Origin of the sequence: Sphingobacterium sp. UME9, from assembly GCF_014170215.1 — a bacterium.
GTDB lineage: Bacteria > Bacteroidota > Bacteroidia > Sphingobacteriales > Sphingobacteriaceae > Sphingobacterium > Sphingobacterium paramultivorum.
On record NZ_LZZP01000013.1, the window covers coordinates 1120206 to 1142939 of the forward strand.

Annotated in this window: 13 protein-coding genes; 10 read left to right on the forward strand and 3 right to left on the reverse strand. The window is 40.4% G+C overall.

Translation table 11 applies throughout. The features are described from left to right. The first annotated feature begins 27 nt into the window (after nucleotides 1-27). On the forward strand, nucleotides 28-1491 hold the full coding sequence (locus A9970_RS23725; RefSeq protein ID WP_182983979.1) for a glycoside hydrolase family 76 protein: 1464 nt from the start codon (nucleotides 28-30) through the stop codon (nucleotides 1489-1491). A 52-nt stretch (nucleotides 1492-1543) separates the two neighbouring features. Here A9970_RS23725 and A9970_RS23730 read toward each other — a convergent pair whose 3' ends face one another. Then, the gene (locus tag A9970_RS23730; RefSeq protein ID WP_075993465.1) at nucleotides 1544-2323 is read right to left on the reverse strand and encodes a response regulator; all 780 of its coding nucleotides are present in this window, start codon (nucleotides 2321-2323) and stop codon (nucleotides 1544-1546) included. A gap of 2 nt (nucleotides 2324-2325) precedes the next feature. After that, nucleotides 2326-5478: a sensor histidine kinase gene (locus tag A9970_RS23735; protein ID WP_182983980.1), complete on the reverse strand. Its 3153-nt coding sequence runs from the start codon at nucleotides 5476-5478 to the stop codon at nucleotides 2326-2328. A 173-nt stretch (nucleotides 5479-5651) separates the two neighbouring features. Between A9970_RS23735 and A9970_RS23740 the strand changes: the two genes are divergently transcribed. The 9 genes from A9970_RS23740 to A9970_RS23780 all read left to right on the forward strand — a co-directional run bounded on the left by A9970_RS23740 (nucleotide 5652) and on the right by A9970_RS23780 (nucleotide 21487). After that, nucleotides 5652-6812: an aldose epimerase family protein gene (locus A9970_RS23740; RefSeq protein ID WP_182983981.1), complete on the forward strand. Its 1161-nt coding sequence runs from the start codon at nucleotides 5652-5654 to the stop codon at nucleotides 6810-6812. A 201-nt stretch (nucleotides 6813-7013) separates the two neighbouring features. Next, the gene (locus tag A9970_RS23745) at nucleotides 7014-10205 is read left to right on the forward strand and encodes a TonB-dependent receptor (RefSeq protein WP_182983982.1); all 3192 of its coding nucleotides are present in this window, start codon (nucleotides 7014-7016) and stop codon (nucleotides 10203-10205) included. 4 nt (nucleotides 10206-10209) lie between these two features. Then, nucleotides 10210-12033, forward strand: coding sequence for a RagB/SusD family nutrient uptake outer membrane protein (locus tag A9970_RS23750; protein ID WP_182983983.1), 1824 nt, complete (start codon nucleotides 10210-10212; stop codon nucleotides 12031-12033). A gap of 10 nt (nucleotides 12034-12043) precedes the next feature. Then, nucleotides 12044-12718 (forward strand): DUF3823 domain-containing protein, encoded by a 675-nt coding sequence (locus tag A9970_RS23755; protein WP_182983984.1) that lies wholly within the window; start codon nucleotides 12044-12046, stop codon nucleotides 12716-12718. A gap of 2 nt (nucleotides 12719-12720) precedes the next feature. Beyond that, the gene (locus A9970_RS23760) at nucleotides 12721-14766 is read left to right on the forward strand and encodes a beta-L-arabinofuranosidase domain-containing protein (protein ID WP_182983985.1); all 2046 of its coding nucleotides are present in this window, start codon (nucleotides 12721-12723) and stop codon (nucleotides 14764-14766) included. 40 nt (nucleotides 14767-14806) lie between these two features. Continuing rightward, the gene (locus tag A9970_RS23765; RefSeq protein WP_259655465.1) at nucleotides 14807-16651 is read left to right on the forward strand and encodes a glycoside hydrolase family 2 protein; all 1845 of its coding nucleotides are present in this window, start codon (nucleotides 14807-14809) and stop codon (nucleotides 16649-16651) included. Nucleotides 16652-16741: 90 nt separating this feature from the next. Continuing rightward, nucleotides 16742-19216 carry a glutaminase family protein gene (locus tag A9970_RS23770; protein WP_182983986.1) on the forward strand — a complete coding sequence of 825 codons (2475 nt, stop codon included), beginning with the start codon at nucleotides 16742-16744 and terminating at the stop codon, nucleotides 19214-19216. Nucleotides 19217-19257: 41 nt separating this feature from the next. Then, nucleotides 19258-20358, forward strand: a complete 1101-nt coding sequence (locus tag A9970_RS23775; RefSeq protein WP_259655466.1) for a family 43 glycosylhydrolase — start codon at nucleotides 19258-19260, stop codon at nucleotides 20356-20358. A 67-nt stretch (nucleotides 20359-20425) separates the two neighbouring features. After that, a complete protein-coding gene (locus A9970_RS23780; RefSeq protein WP_182983987.1) occupies nucleotides 20426-21487 on the forward strand; it encodes an acyltransferase in 1062 nt (353 codons plus the stop codon). On the opposite strand, the gene A9970_RS23785 is transcribed toward A9970_RS23780, so the two are convergent. After that, on the reverse strand, nucleotides 21479-22423 hold the full coding sequence (locus A9970_RS23785) for an alpha/beta fold hydrolase (RefSeq protein ID WP_182983988.1): 945 nt from the start codon (nucleotides 22421-22423) through the stop codon (nucleotides 21479-21481). The genes A9970_RS23780 and A9970_RS23785 overlap by 9 nt on opposite strands. Nucleotides 22424-22734 lie beyond the last annotated feature (311 nt).

Sequence of the window (22734 nt, forward strand, 5' to 3'; positions counted from 1 at the left end):
ACTACTTAATCAATTTAAAACCGTATCATGATCAAATTCTTTTCCATCCGGCCTTTTTGGGCACTCTCTCTAATTTCTCTGTCAGTATCACCCCTCTGTGTGAAACAGGTGTGTGCGCAAGAATTGCACAGCCAAAGATCAGTACATGATCAACATAAAAGCCAACAGAATCTTTTACGGGCGATCCAATTGATTGATCGGTCAATGGAAGTCTATTTTTCTGGTGAAGATTTCAAAATGCATCGTTTTTATAATCCATTTACGCAGGTTCGATCCGAAGAAAAAGCGAGTGTATGGATGTACTCTGCTTCCATAGAAGCTGTAAATGCTGTGTTGAGCGGCTTGAAAAAGCAACAAAAGGCAGGTAATACCGAGCTTTACGGAAAGTATTATTCCCGCTATGTGGATTTATTGGCTAAGCTTCATGCAAATGCAGCTTATTATTTAGGGACATTTACGCTAACATCTTTTACACAACATAAAGAATGGACGGTGTATGCTGTCGATCGCGTTCGAGAAAAAGGAAAAGCAAATGTAACGGGAGTTTTGAATGTCTATGATGATCAGATGTGGTTGGTACGGGAATTATTGGAAGCCTATCACTTGACTGGGCAAGAACGTTATTTGCAAGAAGCTGAATACCTTACTGCTTATGTTCTTGATGGTTGGGATTGTACTTTGGATGAGAAAGGGAAAGAGCATGGCGGAATTCCTTGGGGTCCAGGATATGTAACTAAGCATGCCTGTAGCAATGCACCGATTATTAGTCCGCTTGTTGCATTGTATGAAATCTATAAAAAGAAAGGAGACCAAATCGTTACGCATTCCATTGATCAGAAAGATAAATTAACCCGTATTTCTAAAAAAGAGAAGAAGAGCGATTTTTATCTCCGTTATGCTAAAAGGATTTATGACTGGCAAAAGGTGTATCTTCTTAATGAAAAAGGCGTTTATGCTGATATGATGGGTGATTGCTTTCCAGATTGTTCGATAGCTTATGAAACGGTCAATGGTGTACAATATCGAAAAAATACTGAGCTCAGAAAAGCGGTTGGAACAGCATTTTCCTATAATAGTGGCACGATGATTTCCGGAGCAGCAGACTTATATCGTGTTACGAAAGCAAAAAGCTATTTAGAAGATGGCAAGAAACTGGCCGATGCGACTTTTACTTATTTTGGAAAGTTAGGGCAGCAGATTCCTGAGCACTATACCTATGCGACAGATGGTTTTAATAATTGGTTTAACGGCGTGTTGTTAAGAGGATATACCGCTATATCTCCCAATTACAGCAAGGCTGGACTGTATGCAAAATCTTTTCAGGATAACTTGGATTATGGCTATACCCACTTCTTGAAAGATGGATTTCTGCCGAATGACTTGCTTGGAGGCTGGGCAAATGATAAAGGTAAGAATGATTTGGAAGGAATGTTCATGTTCACTTATGCAGCACAGTATGCAACACTTTCGCAAGTTGAATCAACACAATAGGTGCACGCGTGGACGGACACCTATTTTTATTCAGATATGATTATTTGCTTGTTCAAGATTTAGATAAAGCAGTTTGAGCGTCCTGAAATTCGGTAGGACTTTGGCCAAACTGCTTTTGAAAATTACGTGAGAAATGAGTAGCGGAGCTGTATCCCAATAAATTAGAAATTTCGTAAACTTTATATTGTTTTTGAATAAGCAGTTCTGCTGCTTTTCTGAGTCGAGTTAAATTAATCAGTTCATTGGGTGATAGGCTGGATACCACATTGATTTTGCGATAGAGTGTAGGTCTGCTCATGCAGAGAATATCGGCCATTCTATCGACATTAAACTGGGGATCATCGAGATGTTGCATAATGATTTCTTCAATCTTCAGCAAGAACTCTTGTTCACTTTGATTTTGCCCGATCTGTTGGATTTGCGACATCGGATTTTTAATGAAAAATTCCTTGACCTTAACTCTATTCTTTAATAAACTCGCTATTTGTGCTCTTAAAAAAGCGGGCGAAAAAGGTTTTTCAATGTAAGCGTCGGCACCAAATTCTAAACCCTGAATTTTTGATTCAATACTATTTTTTGCTGTCAAAAGTATAACTGGAATATGTGCATAAGCGATATCTTCCTTAATTTTTTGACAGAGCTCAAAACCATCCATTTCTGGCATCATTACATCACTGACGATCAGATCGAAATATTCAGAGGCTAATAAATCTAGGGCTTCCCTTCCATTAGAACTCGTCGTTATCTGATAATCCTCATTGAGATCATCCGCAATAAATTCAAGCAGTTCGGTATGATCATCTACTAATAATAAATTGGATTTGGCATTCATAATTATGGGTTTGTATTGTGATTCAAAGGTAACGTCAAGCTAAATACGTTCAATTGGAGGTCGTTTGTATTATATAACAAGGTACCTTGGTGTTTTAAGGTTAGGGATCTTGTCAACGCCAAGCCTAGACCACTTCCGGGAACATTCTTATTTTGCTTTAAACGATTGAATGGTTCAAAAATTCTTTCCCTTTCTTCTGAAGGAATTAAAGCTCCGTCGTTTTTCACGGTCAATATAAAGATATTTTTCTGTTTATCCATATTCAAATTCACTTCAATATAGGATGAGGAATATTTAAGGGCATTATTCAATAAGTTGTAACAAATCTTGTCGAATGCGTCGATATCGACTTGACCTATAATATCTGGCATAATGTGCGACACAATCTGCTTTCCCTGTGCCTGGAGTGTGACCGTAAAATTGTTGATGATTTCCTGAACCGTTTGGCTTATGTTTTCTGACTCAAAGTGTAATTTGAATCCTTCCGTTTCGACCTGTCTAAAATCCAGTAATTGGTTACTAAGCGCAATCAACTTCTCCGTATTGTTCTGCATGGTCAATAATAGCTTGTCTGTTACAGGATTGTGATCTACCTTATCCATAAGCTTCTCTAAGGGGGCTTTGATCAATGTCAACGGTGTGCGTATTTCATGGGCAACATCGGTGTAAAAATTGATTTTTGAGCGGTAGAGTTCTTGCTCACGTAGATTTTGTACGGTTAGAAGGTGTTGTCGATTGCGTTGCTTGATCTTTTCATTGAAATGATGAATCACAAATACAATGAGCCCCATAAGGATTAGTGCGTAGCAAACAAAAGCCGGTATACTTGCCCAAATAGGAGGAAGAATAGTGATTTTAAGACTAGCAAAGGTGGGAATTGTGTTACCATTTGGATCCTCCGCTTTTACCGTAAAAACGTAATTGCCGGGAGCTAACTTGGTGAAATAAGCGCGTTGATTGCTTGTAATGTCTATCCAATTGTCGTCAAGACCATCCATTTTATAACTATAGTGAATAGAGTGTGGGGCTTGGTAGTGTAATGCCGCAAAATCAAGACTGAAGGATGATTCGTCGTGTTTTAGTTTGATATTTTTTGTAAATAGGATTGATTTGGATAGAATACTTGCATCGGTATATTGATTGATCGCTCTATTGTTGATGTAAAAATTAGTGATATAAATCGGTATTTGATTCTTATAGTTAATTTGGTTCAGTTTTTCCGGGTTGAAACGTATAAGCCCATTGATGGTACCGAAATAGAAGTTCCCATTGTTATCATCAAAAGATGAATTATAATTGAATTGAATCGTCGGTAGGCCTGACTCCAAGTTGAAGATCCGTTTTCTGCCATTGGGCAGATGATAGCGCACCAGCCCTTTAGAGGTACTTACCCAGAGATTCTGTTGTTTGTCTTCTAAAAATGCGAGCGTTACGTTACTGGGCATTCCTTCTTCCAGGCCAATGTTTTCAAAACTGTCCTGATTTAATTTCTTCTTAGCCATTCCACCTTCAGTGGCGATCCAAATTTGATTTTTTGAATCCTCAAATAGACTATTGACCCTATTGTTAGGCAAGGAATTGGGATCGTTCTGGCTATGGGTAAAATGCTTGAAATACTTTGTTGTAGGATTATAGCAAAATAACCCATCGCGCCATGTACCTACCCAGATATTCCCCTCTTTATCTTCCAAAATAGTCGTGTAAAACATGTATTCAGGGACATTATCAATCAGATGGAAAGATTTTTTTTCGAGATCAAAGCGGTATAATCCACGCGTTGACGCCGCGAGAATTTCTCCTTTCCGAGTTTTATAGAGATAAAAGAGAAAATTACTTTGGAGATCGGACGATGTTGCACTGTTGCGATCGATATGATAGATTACTTTTTGAAGCTTTGGTGAAAATATGTCCAGACCATTGACGAAGGTACCGATCAGTAGTTTATCACCAATGGGAAGTATGCCATGGATATTATTGTTTGCCAGATTCCCCTGTTTATCGGAGAAATTTTGAATCTTACCCGACTGGATGTCCAGTTTAGATAGGCCTCCGTTTTCGGTGCCTATCCATATATTGTGGTCGATATCTTTTTTAATAATGCGTACAACAGAGCCTTTTAGGCTCCCGGGGCGATCTTGTGGGAGGAATTTTTCGATGATACTATTGTTCTTATGATAATAGTTAATCCCACCAAAATAGGTTCCCAGCCAAATACCCTCATCCTTATCCTGTAGGATGTTATAAATGGCATTGTCAGATATACCCCAAGGGTTTTCTTGCTCTTTCTGAATGTTGATGTAACGTCGGCTAGCAATTTGATAAATAAAAAGGCCGGATTCCGTTGCAAACCAATATTCATGATCATTTGGCTGTATAATATCTCTGACATAGAGAAATTGATGCAGTTGATCCGGGCCAAGTATGGGCTTTAAAGACTGGTCTTTAAATCGGTAGCTGTATACTCCAGTTTTTGAAGTACCAATCAATAAGTCTCCGTCGCGGTTTTCCATTATTTTCTCAATACTAAACCAATCCTTAGCACCATATTTTGCTTGAAAGTCAAGCATGAGTACGGGTTTTCCGGAAGGACCTATTTGGAAGATTTTGCCTTCAGGAGTTCCAAAAAATACAGCTCCACTTTTTGTGCAGCTGATGGATGTAATGTACAGATCTGATTTTGTAAATTGTTGAATTGCATGACTAACTAAATCATGGCAATAGAGCATTCCATTTGATATAAACCAGATCCTTTTGCGTTGATCGGTAATAATAACGGGGACGTCCGCATTTTCAAATTGTTTACTCAGTAATCTAAATTGTTCATCGACGGGGTTGTAACAATAGATTCCCTGATCTGTACCAATCCAAATTCTCTTTCGAAAATCTTCTTTCAATGAGATGATATTATTGCCCCCCAGGCTATTTTTTCCAGATTTTGACGCATCAAAATGTTTGAAATTATTACCATCAAAACGATTTAATCCATCTTTTGTCCCGAACCAAAGAAAACCCTGACTATCTTGCATGCTACAAATGACAGCATTGTTAGACAATCCTTCATTGATTTGATAATGATTGAAATAATAGGGCTGCGCATAGAGCAACGAGGGAAGCAACAGAAAAAATAGAAGACGTAAAGGCTTTAGGTTGATCATGATCATTTGGTTATTGATACAAAATAGTGCTAAAATGAAACAATTTAATCTTAAAATTTCTGAAAAAATTAAGACTTTAGCTTATATATTGTAAGCGTTAAAATTATAAAAAATCTAGAAAAGGACGTAAGTTCTATCTAAACAAAGATTATAAACCATTTAAAATATTACGAATGAGAGGAAAATTGACCTTGCTTGGTCTTTCTGCAATGCTGGCATTTTGTGTGTCTTGTCAGCAATCGACTGGTTCCAAAACTTCAAAAGCAGATTCTTTATCGGCCTACATGGATACCGCACAGTTCAGCGGAACTATTGATCAAAAACAGGCTTATCTATATGAACTGAGCAATAAAAATGGCGTACAAGCTTATTTTACCAATTTTGGTGCACGTTTAGTGGGATTATGGGTACCTGACAATAAGGGTGAGTTATGCGATGTTGTTTTGGGTTTTTCTAAAGCGGCTGATTATAATAATCCCAAAGAACCATTTTTTGGTACTATTGTAGGGCCTTTTGGTAATCGGATTGCTAAGGGAAAATTTAAGTTGGATGATAAAACCTATACATTGGCGGTAAATAACGGTCCTAATACACTGCATGGAGGTTTTAAAGGTGTGCATTTTGCCAATTGGACATTAAAATCGTCAGATAAATCGTCTCTAACTTTTGCTTACACCTTACCTGATGGACACGAGGGTTTTCCAGGAAACATCCAGATGGAAGTGACCTATACGCTTAACGATAATAATGAATTGATGATTGCCTATCGTGCTACTTCCGATAAAAAGACGGTGATCAATTTGACCAACCATGCTTACTTTAATTTAAATGGTGAAGGAAGCGGTACAATTCTGGATCATCAGCTTCAATTGTTTGCGAATGAATACACACCAGTGGATAGTACACTCATACCAACAGGGCAATTAGCACCGGTAAAGGGAACAGCTTTTGATTTTACAACCTTGAAACCAATAGGAAAAGATATTAATGCCAATGATCAGCAACTGAGCTTTGGAAAGGGATATGATCACAACTTTGTCTTAAGCAAGGAGAAAGATGGCGAGTGGTACAAAGCAGCTCACGTGATTGGAGATAAATCGGGTATTGTTATGGATATTCTGACCGCAGAACCTGGAATACAATTTTACAGTGGTAATTTCATGAACGAGCAGGTGCAATTGAAGAATGGAAAAAAAGATTCCTTTCGTACGGCCTTTTGCCTCGAACCGCAGCATTTTCCGGATGCCCCAAACCAACCTAATTTTCCAACAACTGTCTTAAACCCCGGGCAAGTTTATCAAACGAAATCCCTGTATCGTTTTTCGGTAAAATAATACATATTTAATAATGATTGGTTTGAAAGTACACCACTGAAAAGAGGTGTGCTTTCTCTTTTTAATAGACTTTAAAACGTTTTAGGTCTATTTTATTTATTTGATACAAATAGGCAGTTTTTTGAGAAAAAACGAAAGTCTGTACGATTGAATATACCTTAATTTTGGACAAATCAATTATACAAACTAATCAATCTAGGTATGTTTAAGGGTCTTAAATGTCTGCCAATATCTGCTACATTGCTCTGCTGTGCGAGCAGTTTTATCCCCTTAGCAAAGGGAGCTAATTTAATTCCAGTTTCTTCAGAGGGGATCGAGTTGCAAAAAGCAATAAAAGGGGTTGTTAAGGATAAGGATGGCAATCCTATTGTAGGAGCGACGGTCGCATTGAAATCAAAACCCAATATTGCAGTCTCAACAGATGCGAAAGGTAATTTTAACCTGACAGGTGTCAATGCCGGTGAACTTTTGACCGTAAGATCTGTAGGCTACCTTTCCAAAGAAGTGACGGCAATTGCTGACTTGGCAATCACTTTGGAAGATGAAAATTCGCGCATTGATGAAGTGGTCGTTGTAGGTTACGGTACGCAGAAGAAAGAATCCGTTACCGGTGCAATCACCGCAATTTCTTCTCAGGATATCTCCAGATCTGTTGCTACAACAACGTCTGGAGCCTTAGTAGGGAAGATCGCCGGTGTTAACAGCCGGATGTCGGATGGACGTCCGGGAGCTCCAACAGGAATCAGTATCCGCAATATGGGGACACCCTTATATGTGATCGACGGTGTTCAAAAGGATGAAGGGCAATTCAATAATTTAGATTTCAATGATATTGAATCGGTTTCGGTATTAAAGGATGCGTCTGCTGCTATTTATGGTGTGCGTGCTGCCAACGGTGTTGTTGTGGTGACGACAAAGAAGGGGAAGCGTGGCGATAATAATACCTTTAATATCAATTCATATTATGGCTGGCAGAGTATGTTTCGTTTTCCCAAGCCAGCCGATGCCAGTACTTATATCAAAAGCTATATTCAGTCTGATGCTATTCTCGGAACTGAACATCCACAATATACGTTGGCAGATCTCGAAAAATGGCAACAAGGTACCGAGAAGGGATATCGTCCTTTTGATTGGTATGATTATATTCTCAAAACTAGCCCACAAACTTATATCTCGGGTAATGTCAGTGGTGGGTCCGAAAAAATTAATTATTACCTGAGTGTAGGGCATCTGGACCAGCAGTCCATCATCCGTAATTACGGCGGCTTCAATCGTACCAATGTGCAGATGAATATTGACGCGAATGTATCAAAACGATTAAAGATTGGTGCCAATTTGAATGGGCGGATCGAACAGCGCAAACAACCGGGCGTACCTGGTGCTGACGATACTTGGCAGGCTTTATTTGCGATATATCGCAACCTGCCCACTGCACGGCCTTTTGCCAACGACAATCCTTTATATCCAACGCAGACATCGCCCAATGCGGAAACTAACTTTGCGATGCTGAATTATGATCTGTCCGGTACTTATCAGGAAAAATGGCGGGTGATGCAGTTAAATTTTAATGCGGAATATAAGATCACAAATGATTTGATCGCTAAGGGAACAGTAGGCTATTATCTGGCCAATAAATGGATGGATAATCAGGAGTTTACCTATAAACTATATGGCTACGATGAGAAGACAGATACGTACCCGGTAACTTTTAGCATGGACAACCCTTGGCGGGAGAGATCTATTTCGCAGGTTGAAGAAATCTCAACCCAATTTACCTTAAATTATAACAAGCGATTCGGTAAACATGGAATCAATGCCGTGCTTGCTGCTGAGTCCATAAAAAGGGATAATCCAGATGTTTATGTACACGATCGTCCAGCCTCTAATGCCTTGAGTTTGATCTATTTTCAGACGATGGATACCTACAATGATACCGGGGTAAATACCCAGGCGAGAGCCGGTTTTGCAGGCAGGGTCAATTATGATTATGATCAGAAGTATCTTTTGGAGCTTTCTTCACGCTATGACGGTTCATGGAAATTCGCGCCAGGAAGCCGATGGGGATTTTTTCCTTCGGTATCTGCAGGCTGGCGTGTTTCATCTGAAAAGTTCTGGTCTGAAGGTATGAGAAAGGTATTTGACGATGTGAAGTTAAGGGGATCTTACGGTGTATTGGGCGATGATAATTTGGATGCCTGGGAATATTTTGCTTTTGGTTATCTAAGTGGATATAATTATTTCCGAAAACCAGTCCGTGATGGCTATCAAAATATCGTCGGCTCAACAATTGACGGGAAGTATGTTATCGGTTCTCAAGCACGTGGCCTTCCCGTTAAAACGCTTTCTTGGATTCAGGCCCATATGCTAAATGTTGGTTTGGACTTTAGCACACTAAAAGGTAAATTAACAGGTTCGGTAGATGTCTTCCGTCGAAAAAGAACAGGACTGCCTGCCAAGCGAGAAGATGTATTGATACCGAATGAAGTAGGTTTTAGTTTACCTTATGAAAATCTGAATTCGGATATTCATCAAGGTATCGATGGATCATTAATGTGGCGGAGTAGCGTCAATGGATTTAACTATTTCGTAGGTGGTAATTTCACTTTCGCACGGCAAACTGACGGCGAACAATATAAACCACGTTTTGGAAACTCTTTGGATCAATATCGAAAATCGATCTATGATCGTTATGCCTTTCTCAATTGGGGATTACATTCCATTGGACAATTCCAGTCGTGGGAAGAAATTGCTAATTATGATATAGACAATGACCGTAAAGGTAACTCATCATTACGGCCGGGTGATATTAAGTATGAAGATATTAATGGCGATAAAGTGATCAATGAGCTGGATGAACGGCCAATCGGATATCGACAAGGCGGTCTTCCTTATTTCAATTACGGAATTAACCTTGGCGGCCAATTTAAGGGATTTGATTTGGCAATGGATTTCACCGGAGCAGCTTTTGCTTCTTTTAATCCCAGTTATGAAGCTGTTTTCCCTTTCCATGATGGTGGCAACAATCCGCAATACTATATGGAAAACCAGTGGATGCTGAGCGATATTACGGATCCAAATAGTGCATTGATCCCAGGAAAGTACCCTACATTAATTAAAGGAAATAGAGATCATAGTAATTATTGGCATAGCGACTTCTGGCTTACCAATGTCAACTATTTGAAATTAAGAAACCTGCAGATCGGATATACTTTACCGGAGAAATGGATGAAACCTCGAGGAATTCAGAAATTGAGGATATATACCATGATGCAGAATCTGTTTAGCATAGATAATTTGGGTGATATGAAGATCGATCCAGAAATCACAAGTGATTCGGGCGTTCAGTACCCAACAAACCGAGTTATAAATGTGGGTGTTACCTTAACTTTTTAATAAGATGATAAATAAGAAAGTTATTTTATTGGGTGTATGTCTCGTATGTACATTTTCAAGCTGCAATAAATTTTTGGAACGCGAATCACAGGCTATTTTTACCGACGATCAGATATTTTCGGATCAGAATATGATAAAATCTGTTCTAGCGAATTATTATGGGCGGATTAGCTGGGGACAGCAATTTGGAGACAATGGATCTTTTGCGATGTTAGATGAGGCCGGATTTTCAAGCGGTGGCCCCAATACGATGCAGGAATTTCCGAATGACTTTTGGCGTATGTACGATTATGAACTGATTCGCAATCTGAATCAATTTATCGTAGGTGTTCGTCAATCATCATTGGACGAAAATAATAAAAAGAGCATCGAAGGCGAGGCCAGATTTATTCGTGCTTGGACCTACTTTAATATGATCAAGCGTTTGGGCGGAGTTCCTTTGGTGGGTGATAAGATCTATGATTATACTGGCGGCATGGATCCAGCAGAGTTGCAGACACCGCGATCAACAGAAGCAGAGAGTTATAATTACGTGATTAACGAATGTACCGAAGCCGCTAAAATGCTCGGTACAGAGAAAACCATAAATTCAGCTAGAGCTAATAAATGGACAGCTTTGGCACTTAAGGCGCGGGCAAGTCTGTACGCCGCCTCAATAGCGAAGTATAACTATAAAACGCCAGACGTCAAAACAGCAGGTAACGAGGTGGGAATCCCTGCGGCGGACGCCAATAAATATTACGAGATTGCTTACGAATCAGCATTGGATATTATCAACAATAGCCCTTATGCCCTCTATAATGGAAATGCCGATAAAGGAAAGAACTTCTATCTTGCTGTAAGTTCAAAATCAAGTAGCAATGAAGTTATTTGGGCTAAGGATTATGCGTATCCAGGTGAAACACATTTTTTCACCAACAATAACATTGCCTCATCCGTCCGTGGAGATATTGATGCCAATTTTGTTACGCCTGTTTTAAATTTGGTGGAAGCATTTGAATATACAGATGATCGAAATGGAGCATTGAAAACGAAGACTGCTACGGGAGATTACATCTACTATAACAATCCCGAAGAGATATTCGCCCATAAAGACGCGCGTTTGTATGGTACTGTAATTTACTCTGGTGCTGATTTTGCTGGTACCAAAATCACTTACCAAGCAGGCGTTAGATATAAAGAAGGAGGTGTTTGGAAGACGATGACCGCAATACCCGGTACTTCAGATTCCAAATTCGGAGGAATTATTACAAGCAAAGATGGACCTACGACTTCCAACGATATGTATGTCAACAAAACTGGATTTAATATCAGGAAATTTATCGACGAAAATAAAGATGCCTCTACTCGTGGGCGTGGGTCGGATATTTGGTTTGTGCGCTTCCGTTATGCTGAATTTTTGTTGATCGCTGCAGAGGCAGGCCTAGAGCTTGGTAAACCACAAGCCGAGTTGACGGGATATGTCAATAAGATTAGGGAGCGTGCGGGGATACAGGCATTGACGACCATTTCCTTGAATGATATTATTCAGGAGCGCCGGGTTGAATTTGCCTTCGAAGATCATCGTTATTGGGATCTGAAGCGTTTGCGAATTGCTCATGAAATTTGGAATGGAAGCGCTGATAATTACAACGCGGTACACTATGCCCTATTTCCATACAAAATATATGCTCCGGGGGATCCTAATGATGGTAAGTGGATTTTTGAGAAACAGAAATCGAGTCATACACTCTATCCACGAAATTTTAAATATCAGAACTATTATAATTTCATCGATCAAGATTGGATTAATAACAATCCGAAGTTAGTCCGAAATCCTTATCAATAGCATTACTCTTATGAAAACTTTTTTTTGTAAATTAATAGTCAGTTTGTGTTTGCTCTTGGGTGTTTTTGCTTGTGGCAAAGATAATTATGATGCGCCACAAAGTACATTAAGTGGTCATGTAACCTATAATTCAGAACCTCTAGGAGTAAGAGGATCAAACCAGTCCGTTTCACTTCAACTATGGCAAGATGGTTTTCCGCTTCGATCTGCTATTAATGTGTATGTGACGCAGGACGGTTCATTTGCTACAAAGCTGTTTGATGGGAAGTACAAATTGGTAGCAACCAGCGGAAATGGCCCCTGGTTGAATAGTGCGGATACAGTGCTGGTTGATGTGCGGGGGAATACAAGTATCGAGTACCCAGTTAAACCTTATTATACCATGAGTAATATTACCTATGATGTCCAAGGGAATATGCTAAAAGCTTCTTTTGACGTCAAGACGATAGATGCTTCAAGAACGATTGATTTTGCGACTTTATTGGTCAATGATACAAAATTCGTGGATTTGGGCCAATATACCTATAAGATGGAAAAAACTGGAATTAGTTCGGGCCATGTCGACTTGGAACTTGATATCAAAGATATTTTGACCAAGAGCGCTGCAGTGTATGCGCGTGTGGGCTTGAAGATAAGCGGTATCACCGAGGCGCTATACGATAGTTCACCTAAGAAATTGAAATAACAATGATTAAAAGAATTAGCTTTTTAAGCCTATTAATGGGGCTTGGTTTAGCTGCGTCGGCGCAATCCGGAATTGCGACTTCCGTAAACCAATTGCCCTTAACAGGTAAGAACTCACAATATATAAACAATAGGGCTCCGTTAAAACAAAATGTCTTGCTGAAATTGCCGGTGGGTAGTATCGTGCCTGAAGGCTGGTTAGGGAAGTATCTCGAGTTGCAAAAAGATGGTCTTACAGGTCATTTGGGAGAAATTAGTGCCTGGTTGTCCAAAAAAAATAATGCTTGGTTAAGTACAGATGGGAAAGGAGATTATGGCTGGGAAGAAGTTCCTTATTGGTTAAAAGGCTACGCTAATTTGGGCTACATCTTGAAAGATCCTAAGATAATAGCAGAGTCAAAACTCTGGTTAGAGGCTGCGCTAAAAAGCCAGCGTCCTGATGGATACTTTGGGCCATTGATCCTGCGTAATAACAAACCTGATCTTTGGGGGAATATGTTGATGCTATGGTGTTTGCAATCCTATTATGAATATAGCGGTGACCAACGTGTTTTAACGTTGATGACCAATTATTTTAAATGGCAGGCCAATTTGCCGGATAGTTTTTTTCTCAAGGATTATTGGGAAAACAGTCGTGGTGGTGACAATTTGCTATCCGTATATTGGCTCTATAACAGAACACAAGGTAATGAATGGTTGATGGATTTAGCGGATAAAATCCATCGGAATACAGCCAATTGGCGGCAGAAAGATGATTTGCCCAATTGGCATAATGTCAACGTAGCGCAGTGTTTTAGAGAGCCAGCAACCTATTATCTGAAAAGCCAATCGACTGCAGATCTTAACGCAACCTACGATAATTTTCATTTTGTCAGACAAGTATTTGGTCAGGTTCCGGGCGGCATGTTCGGTGCCGATGAAAATGCACGTCCGGGATATACCGATCCCCGTCAGGGAGTGGAAACCTGTGGAATGGTGGAGCAGATGGCTTCCAATGAAATCCTTCTCGGGATAACAGGCGATCCTTTTTGGGCGGATCATGCGGAAGAAGTTGCTTTTAATACCTATCCAGCCGCTGTGACAGCCGATTTTAAAGCATTACGCTATATCACGAGCCCTAATATGACTATCAGCGATAGCCATAATCATGCTCCTGGGATTGATAATAATGGGCCATTTTTAATGATGAACCCCTTCAGTTCACGTTGTTGTCAACATAATCACAGTCAGGGCTGGCCATATTATGCGGAGCATCTGTATATGGCAACGAATGATAATGGTGTTGCGGCAGTACTTTATGCCGCATCAAAAGCTGAAATCAAAGTCGGAAACAATCAATCCATTCAGATCAGACAAGAATCCAATTATCCGTTTGAAGAATCGCTGCGATTTGAAATAGGAACACAGGGTAAAACAGTTGATTTTCCCTTTTATCTCCGTATACCTGCCTGGGCGAAACAAGCCAAAGTAACGGTTAATGGTAAAAGTCAGGCTATAGAAGCTGGAGCAAAATATATTCGGATTGAACGGAAATGGAAAGACGGCGACAAGGTCGAACTCTCCTTACCGATGACCATAGATCTGAAAACATGGGCTGCCAATAAAAATTCAGTTAGTATCCAGCGTGGACCATTGACCTATGCACTCAAAATCAAAGAGAATTATGTGAAAAAGGATAGTAAGGCTTCGGCAATTGGGGATTCTAAATGGCAGGAGACTGCAGATCCATCAAAATGGCCATCCTATGAAATCCTTCCTGCAAGTGACTGGAATTACGGACTTGTACAAAATCAGCTACAAGCTGTTGACCAACTAAAAGTGGTCAAACGGCCATGGCCTAAAGATGCATTTCCTTTCGACGCAGAAGCAGTACCTATTTCGATTCTTGTGAAAGCGAAACGTATTGATGGATGGAAAATTGATGAAAATGGACTAACGGGCGTATTGCCCCTGAGTCCGGTGGAAAGCAAGGGTGAGGTGCAGGAAGTTGAACTGATTCCCATGGGAGCAGCACGTTTGCGCATTGCTGCTTTTCCAACTGTGAAATAATGTAAATACGATATATAAATAAATGACTTAACGATTTTTTATGATGAAGAAAACCTTACTTTTTGCCAGTTTGATGATGGCAGCACAATTGAACTTTGCTCAGGATTGGAAACCCGCAGGGTCACATATATTAACCCCTTGGGGCGAGAAAGTAACGGCACAAAAGCCACATCCTGAGTATCCTAGACCACAATTAACCAGAGCCAATAACTGGCAGAATTTAAATGGACTATGGAAATATGCTGTCACTCCAGTAGGTACTAAAGAGATTCCTCGTGAATGGGACGGAAATATCCTTGTTCCTTTTGCTATTGAATCGGCATTGTCCGGTGTTGGTAAAGAGGTCGGGAAAGATAAAGCGTTATGGTATAATAATACTATAACATTGGACAAGTCTGTCAATAAAAATAAGGTCCTGTTGCATTTCGGTGCCGTAGATTGGCAATGTGATGTGTATGTAAATAACCAATTGGTCGGAAGACATGAAGGTGGTTTTGATCCATTTTCGATGGATGTGACAAGCTTCCTAAAGAAAGGAGCGAAACAGGAAATAGCTATTCGGGTATGGGATCCGACTGACGATGGTCCACAACCACGGGGTAAACAGGTGAACAAGCCGAATGGTATATGGTATACACCAGTGACGGGAATTTGGCAGACCGTTTGGTTAGAAAGTGTCCCCCAAACTTACATTGTGAGTACCAAACAGACTCCGCGTTTGGACGATGGAGTCTTGGCCTTTCAGGCTTCCGTAGAAGGAAGTCAAGCCGGTGACGAAATAAAGGTGCGTGCATTGGATGGCGGAAAGGTTATTAAAGAACAAATAGGACAACCGAATACATCTTTCGATCTTTCGGTACCTAACCTGGAGCCATGGTCCCCAAGCAACCCTAAGCTCTATGATCTAGAAATTCAGCTGATTCGAAAAGGAAAAGTCGTAGATCAGGCGAAAAGCTATTTTGCCATGCGGAAAATAGCCATGCAGAAAGACGAAAATGGCGTTCAACGTTTAATGTTAAACAATAAGTTTACCTTCCAATATGGACCATTGGATCAAGGCTGGTGGCCAGATGGTCTACATACAGCACCAACGGATGAAGCGCTGAAGTTTGACGTTGTCAAAACAAAGGAAATGGGATTCAATATGATCCGTAAACATATCAAAGTAGAACCGGCGCGCTGGTACCGTTACTGCGATAGTATAGGTATGCTTGTCTGGCAAGATATGCCTAGCGGCGATCTTGGCGGAAACCATTGGGATATGCAACCGGGAAAGATTTCAGGAGGAAATAGGGATAAAGTACGTTCGCAGGAATCTGAAGGGTACTACAGAAAAGAGTGGAAAACTATTATGGAGGTATTGCACAACTATCCAAGCATCGTTATTTGGGTACCTTTTAATGAGGCTTGGGGGCAATTCAAAACGAAGGAAATAACGGAATGGACAATGGCCAATGACCCTTCAAGACTCGTAAATAGTGCCAGCGGTGGTAACTTTATGGAAACTGGACATATCTTGGATATCCACAATTATCCCGATGCAGCTATGCCTGATCCAAATTTATTCGGCGCCAAACAAGTGCTTGCATTGGGTGAGTTTGGTGGTCTGGGATTACCGATCGATGGGCACTCCTGGCAACAAAAAGACAACTGGGGATACCAAAGTTTTAAAAATAAATCGGAATTATTGGAGCGCTATAAACGTCTGATTCATGACTTGACACGTCTAATTCCAATGGGATTGTCTGCCGCTGTTTATACACAGACAACAGATGTGGAAGTAGAAACAAATGGTTTGATGACCTATGATCGTAAAGTTGTCAAAATGCCTGAAGCAGAATTGAAAGCTGCACATCAGGCGCTTTATAATGCACCTACCAAATAATTGATAGCGATATGGCCGCAACTCGGGTTGCGGCCTAAATTTATCGCTGAAAGTATATCTGTCAACCTAAACCTATTTTATACGAAATCAATGAAATTAAAATTACTAATTGCAACGGCTATTGTATGTCAATCGGTATCGTCGTTTGCACAAAAACAAGTCCTTAAGAATGATCTTCGCGCGCCTGCCTATCCTTTAGTAACAATTGACCCCAATACAAGTGCCTGGTCCTATAGCAACGAATTGAATGCGGATGTTGTACGCCATTGGACCGGAAAATCCTTCCCCTTATTGGGCGTCCTTAAAGTGGATGGGAAATCCTATCGCTTCTTAGGTAAAGAAGAAGCTGAACTCTTGCCGTTGGCACGGATGGGTGAACATGCGGCTTGGACCGGAAGTTATGTTGTCAATGAACCCGCCTCGGACTGGATGAAACCTTCATTTGATGCACAGCAATGGAAGACGGGGACAGCGCCATTCGGTACCAAGGATAAAGAACCCAATGTGGAGACTGATTGGCAGGAACCTAAAATTTGGGTTAGAAGGGAAGTTGAACTGAGTGAGGATCTTACGGGCAAATCCGTATATATCGAATTTACACATGACGATGACGCTATTTTGTACGTCAACGGGATTGAGGTTGTTAATACAGGCAATTCGACAGGTAAAAATAGTCGGGTCAAGCTGCCCGATCATGTCGTAAAGACATTGAAGAAAGGAAAAAATATACTCGCGGGTTATTGCTATAATAGGGTAGCGAATGGATATTTTGATTTTGGACTCTTTACAGAAAAAGAAGGTAGTATTCAATTCGACAATGAAGCGAAGCAGATCACTTCCAATGTGCAGGCAACACAAACACATTATTCGTTTAACTGCGGGCCGGTCGATTTAAATATTACATTTACTGCGCCCATGTTTCTGGATAAATTGGACTTAATGGCTAGACCCGTAAATTATCTTTCCTATACGGTCGATGCGAAGGATGGCAAGAAACACCAGGTACAACTTTATTTGGAGGCAGCACCAAATTGGGCACTGAATTCTCCACTTCAAGATGCTGTAAGCAGTTCCTTTGTTTCAGGAAATCTCCAGTTTGTAAAGACAGGAAGCAAAAGCCAGCAGGTTCTAGGAAGGAAAGGTGACGACCTACGGATAGATTGGGGGTATTTCTATATGGCTGGTGCAAAATCAAAGACAAAGTCCGCGGTCGGAAGTAGCCATCAATTACGGTCTAATTTTCTGAAGAGTGAAAATAGCTCTTCTTCAAATGGAGGACAACAATTGGCGCTGATGCAAACTTTTGATGTCTCATCAAGCTACCAGGATAAGATCTTGTTGGGGTATGATGACCTGTACTCCATCCAATATTTTGGACAAAATTTACGACCTTATTGGAATACCAATGGAAATAGTTCCATTGAGAAACAATTTGAACTGGCCGACAAAGAGTATACTGCTCTCAAAAAGGCTGCTGATAAATTTGATGCCGAATTATGGGGTACAGCTTTGCGCAACGGAGGTGAGGACTATGCTGCATTGTGTGCCTTGGCCTATAGACAGGCAATCGCCGCTCATAAACTTGTAAAAGCACCCAATGGCGATCTACTTTTACTGTCTAAAGAAAATGATAGCAATGGGTCGATAGGAACTGTTGATGTAACCTATCCTTCGGCTCCGATTTTCCTTTACTATAATCCGGAACTGGCAAAAGCACTAATGAACGCCATTTTTTATTATAGTGAAAGCAATAAGTGGACAAAACCTTTTGCTGCGCATGATGTTGGGACCTATCCTTTGGCGAATGGCCAAACTTACGGTGGAGATATGCCTGTCGAAGAATCGGGAAATATGTTGATATTAACTTATGCTTTAGCGAAGGTCGAAGGAAATGCAGCTTATGCCAAAAAACATTGGAAAGTGTTGTCTACATGGGTAGATTATTTAGTAGATAAAGGTCTTGACCCTGAAAATCAGTTGTGCACAGATGATTTCGCGGGCCATTTTGCGCATAATGCCAATTTATCAATTAAAGCTATTTTAGGTATTGCATCTTACGGTTATCTAGCCCAAATGCTTGGTGAAGAGGCTACGGCGAAAAAGTATCTGACCGAAGCAAAAGCAATGGCTATGAAATGGAAAGAGATGGCTGAAGATGGGGATCACTATAAGTTGACTTTTGATAAAACCGGAACCTGGAGCCAAAAGTATAATATGGTCTGGGATAAATTGCTTAAGATGGATATTTTTGATCCCTCTATTCGTGAAACTGAAATTAAATACTATCTCGGCAAACAAAATAAATACGGACTTCCCCTGGACAATCGTCAGCCTTATACCAAAACCGATTGGATTATTTGGACGGCGACCATGGCAAATGACAAGCCTACCTTTGAGGCATTTTTAAAGCCAGTCTACCATTTTATGAACGAAACAACAGATCGTGTTCCCATGTCGGATTGGACGTATACAGACCGTCCTAAGAGAGCTGGATTTAAAGCAAGATCCGTTGTTGGGGGCTATTTTATCAAAATGTTGGAAGAGAAATTGGGAAAAGCAAAATAGCTTTTCCTGTGATGAAGAAAATAATATAAAAAAATAATAAGATGTTGAATGCAATGTTGTTCAGATATTGGATCGGCGGAGTTGTCGTACTGAACTTGTTGAGCTCCTGCGGAAGCTCTCCAGGTTCAGTTAAGCAGTCTGGTCAAATAACAAATGCTACGGCTCAACATAAGACCTACAGCAATCCGGTTTTTGAGCCTATACTTGCTGATCCTACAGTCGTTAGAGATCCTCAGAGCAAAATGTTCTATGCGTACGGGACAGCCGACAATTGGGGCGATGGAAAGGGACAGCGTTTGGTGTCTATTCTACAATCGGCTGATCTTGCTCATTGGACCTGGATTGGAACGGCCTTCAGCTCAAAACCGAGCTGGAAAGCCGAGGGGGGAATCTGGGCACCAGATGTGGTGCGGTTAAATGGTAAGTATATCTTATATTATGCTTATTCAACATGGGGAGACCCCAACCCCGGTATTGGTGTAGCCCTAGCAGATAGACCGGAAGGCCCCTTTATCGATCAAGGTAAACTTTTTGATAGCAAGGAGATCGATGTACCTAATTCAATAGACCCTTATTTTTTTACAGAAAATGGGCAGAATTATCTGTTCTGGGGTAGTTTTAGTGATGCGAATACGCAGGGAACATATGGTGTTGAACTCGATGAAAATGGGACTGCGGTACCCGATTTAAATAAAAAATTTAAAGTTGCTGCTGGGGATTTTGAAGCTGTTGTGATCCATAAACGGAAAGGATATTACTACTTTATCGGATCCAAAGGCTCCTGTTGTGAAGGAGAAAAAAGCAGTTATCATGTTCTTGTGGGTCGCTCTCGCAAGCTGAAGGGACCTTATATCGATCAAGAGGGGCGTAATCTTACACAGCGGGGGAGTGGAACGTTGTTGTTAAAGGGAAATGATCAATTTGTGGGGACTGGTCATACTTCGCGCATTATTACAGACGATAAGGGAAAAGATTGGATACTCTATCATGGTATGGACCCAAAGCGGCCTCGTGTTGCGACGGGGGGAAATCGTCGGATGCTATTTTTGGATCAGATTATCTGGGATAAGGACTGGCCCAAAATTGAAGGGGCAACCAGTAGTGTTGCAGTGCAACGGGCCCCAACGTTTAATTTTAAATAGAATTTTCAATAGCTAGCAGCGGATGGTCTACTTTTGTGGATCTGGATTTTCGCTGTCCATAAAAAATATGATACATCAAACGAAGAAACATTTTGAACTTCTTGACGCCATGCGTGGGGTGGCCGCAATTGCAGTCGTACTGTTTCACTTTATGGAAATTGCACAACCGGATTATCGCAATAGTTTTATTCCACATAGCTATTTAGCCGTTGATTTCTTCTTTTGTTTATCGGGTTTTGTAATTGCCTATGCTTATGATCAGAAGCTGGTCACAATTGGTCTAAAACGATTCTTCCTCTTGCGTTTGTTAAGATTGCATCCATTGGTTATAATCGGTACATTAATTGGTTTATTGGCATTTATGTACGACCCATTCAGTAATTTGGCCAGCTCATTTTCCGTCTTACAGAAGATAGGGATGTTCATCAGTGGGATAACGTTGATTCCATACCCAGCTGTACCAGAGCGATATTTTAATCTTTTTCATTTAAACCCACCTACATGGTCGCTATTTTGGGAGTATATCGCCAATATAGCCTATGCTTTGATACTGGTACGCATTCCAAAAAAGGTTCTTTGGGGAATAGTGCTCCTCGGTGCGGCAGCGCTATGTGCTGAATCATTTCGTTCCGGCTATTTAGCTGTAGGTTTTGGGGCAGATAACTTTTGGGCTGGGGGAATCCGTTTATGGTTTTCATTTTCAATGGGACTACTTATTTTTAGGTCGAACTGGACTATTTCGAACAAGCTTCCTTTTTTCAGTGTTCTTGGTCTGCTTGCTGTCGTATTTTTCATTCCGTTTTCTGATGTTTATGGTAAGTACATCGATCCTATTGTCGTTATATTTTATTTTCCTTTATTGCTCATGCTGGGGATAGGAGGACTACCTGTTTTTGGAGGGGGCAAGAAGTTATGCAAGTTCTTAGGTGATATTTCCTATCCGCTCTATATCATTCATTATCCATTTATCTGGATTTTTATGAGCTATGTGGAGCTCCATCACCCATCGAATAAGCAAATGGCTGTGATTATTATAATTGGAATGCTGTCGTTGATTTTTGTAGCTTTATTGGTTTTTAAATATTTAGATGAGCCTATTCGGAAATATTACAGCCGGAAACTAAACTAAATGGCGATGAAGCCAGGTACTGATGAACTGGAATACCTCCATTTTGCAGTCTTCATTTAAAATTTCATGCCGCATGCCTGCATATAATTTAATGGTTATATCGGTCTGCCCCTGTGCACTTAACTGCGCTACGCTCTTTTCAACGCCCATTCCAAAATCTCCAATTGGATCATCCTGTCCGCTGATAAATACAATTGGAAGATTTTTTGGGATATTCTTGGTAGCTTCGATATCTGTCGCTTGCAAGGAAAGGTCTAACACGGTATGAAATCCATTGTTGGTAAACAAACCCCCACAGAGGGGATCTTCCAAAAATGAATTACGGTTTGTCTTGCTTACGCTTAACCAATTGCTGTTATTTTGGTTGGGCTCGTTCTTAAATCGAGCATTGTTGCGCTTGTCAAAAATACGGTTGATCAATTTACTTCTTCTTTTTGGGGCAATACTATTGAGAAGAGTGAGTAAAAGGCGAAAAGCTGTGGAACCTTTTTGACGTTGGCCTGAACCCACGATAATGGCTCCCTTAAATTGTATTCCTTTTTTCTGTAACACGCAACGTGTAACAAAAGATCCCATGGAATGCCCTAAAATAAATTGAGGCAGTTGTGGGTAGGTTTCTCGTAAGAAATTACTCATTGTAATTGCATCATTAATGAGTTGCTCCTTAGCCCTATGCGGTTTAAAATACCCCAATTGATCGGCATCTAGAGCTGTCTTTCCATGGCCCAGTTGATCGTAGGTTAGAACCGCAAAATTCTTTGTAGTCAGATAATTGGCCAATTCTTCATACCGACCACTATGCTCCTGCATGCCATGTACCAGGAGTATTGTCGCCACTATCTGATTGTTGTCAGGTACATACAAACGATAGAAAATTTTATGTTCATTTTCAGTCGTCGCGCTGATTGTATAAAAATTGGATGCTACCTTGCTCATTATACCTTTTTATTTTAAGTAAACTAAGATAATTTTAGTGCATTTGCAAGTTTAACAATCTTCTTTCCGATTTTGTTCGGATGAGACCGAAAGGCTTTAAGGGCAGTTGATCAATAAAAATTAGCACGATTAATTTTTGTGGTTTGGGAATATTTTTTAGATTTGCATTAATTTAGAATTAATTTAAATAAAGTAGTTATTCTATTTTAAACATGGGCTTCTCTGTATGCAGAAATTGTTGTACAAAATCGAATTCGAAAAGCTTCCATGTTCTTAAAATATACGCATTTACACTTATATTCTGATGAAAC

What these genes read in the sequence shown, in the direction of transcription:
- A9970_RS23725 (WP_182983979.1), top strand. Translation starts at nt 28, where the DNA reads ATGATCAAATTCTTTTCCATCCGGCCTTTTTGGGCACTCTCTCTAATT.
- A9970_RS23730 (WP_075993465.1), bottom strand. Translation starts at nt 2,323, where the DNA reads ATGAATGCCAAATCCAATTTATTATTAGTAGATGATCATACCGAACTG.
- A9970_RS23735 (WP_182983980.1), bottom strand. Translation starts at nt 5,478, where the DNA reads ATGATCAACCTAAAGCCTTTACGTCTTCTATTTTTTCTGTTGCTTCCC.
- A9970_RS23740 (WP_182983981.1), top strand. Translation starts at nt 5,652, where the DNA reads ATGAGAGGAAAATTGACCTTGCTTGGTCTTTCTGCAATGCTGGCATTT.
- A9970_RS23745 (WP_182983982.1), top strand. Translation starts at nt 7,014, where the DNA reads ATGTTTAAGGGTCTTAAATGTCTGCCAATATCTGCTACATTGCTCTGC.
- A9970_RS23750 (WP_182983983.1), top strand. Translation starts at nt 10,210, where the DNA reads ATGATAAATAAGAAAGTTATTTTATTGGGTGTATGTCTCGTATGTACA.
- A9970_RS23755 (WP_182983984.1), top strand. Translation starts at nt 12,044, where the DNA reads ATGAAAACTTTTTTTTGTAAATTAATAGTCAGTTTGTGTTTGCTCTTG.
- A9970_RS23760 (WP_182983985.1), top strand. Translation starts at nt 12,721, where the DNA reads ATGATTAAAAGAATTAGCTTTTTAAGCCTATTAATGGGGCTTGGTTTA.
- A9970_RS23765 (WP_259655465.1), top strand. Translation starts at nt 14,807, where the DNA reads ATGATGAAGAAAACCTTACTTTTTGCCAGTTTGATGATGGCAGCACAA.
- A9970_RS23770 (WP_182983986.1), top strand. Translation starts at nt 16,742, where the DNA reads ATGAAATTAAAATTACTAATTGCAACGGCTATTGTATGTCAATCGGTA.
- A9970_RS23775 (WP_259655466.1), top strand. Translation starts at nt 19,258, where the DNA reads ATGTTGAATGCAATGTTGTTCAGATATTGGATCGGCGGAGTTGTCGTA.
- A9970_RS23780 (WP_182983987.1), top strand. Translation starts at nt 20,426, where the DNA reads ATGATACATCAAACGAAGAAACATTTTGAACTTCTTGACGCCATGCGT.
- A9970_RS23785 (WP_182983988.1), bottom strand. Translation starts at nt 22,423, where the DNA reads ATGAGCAAGGTAGCATCCAATTTTTATACAATCAGCGCGACGACTGAA.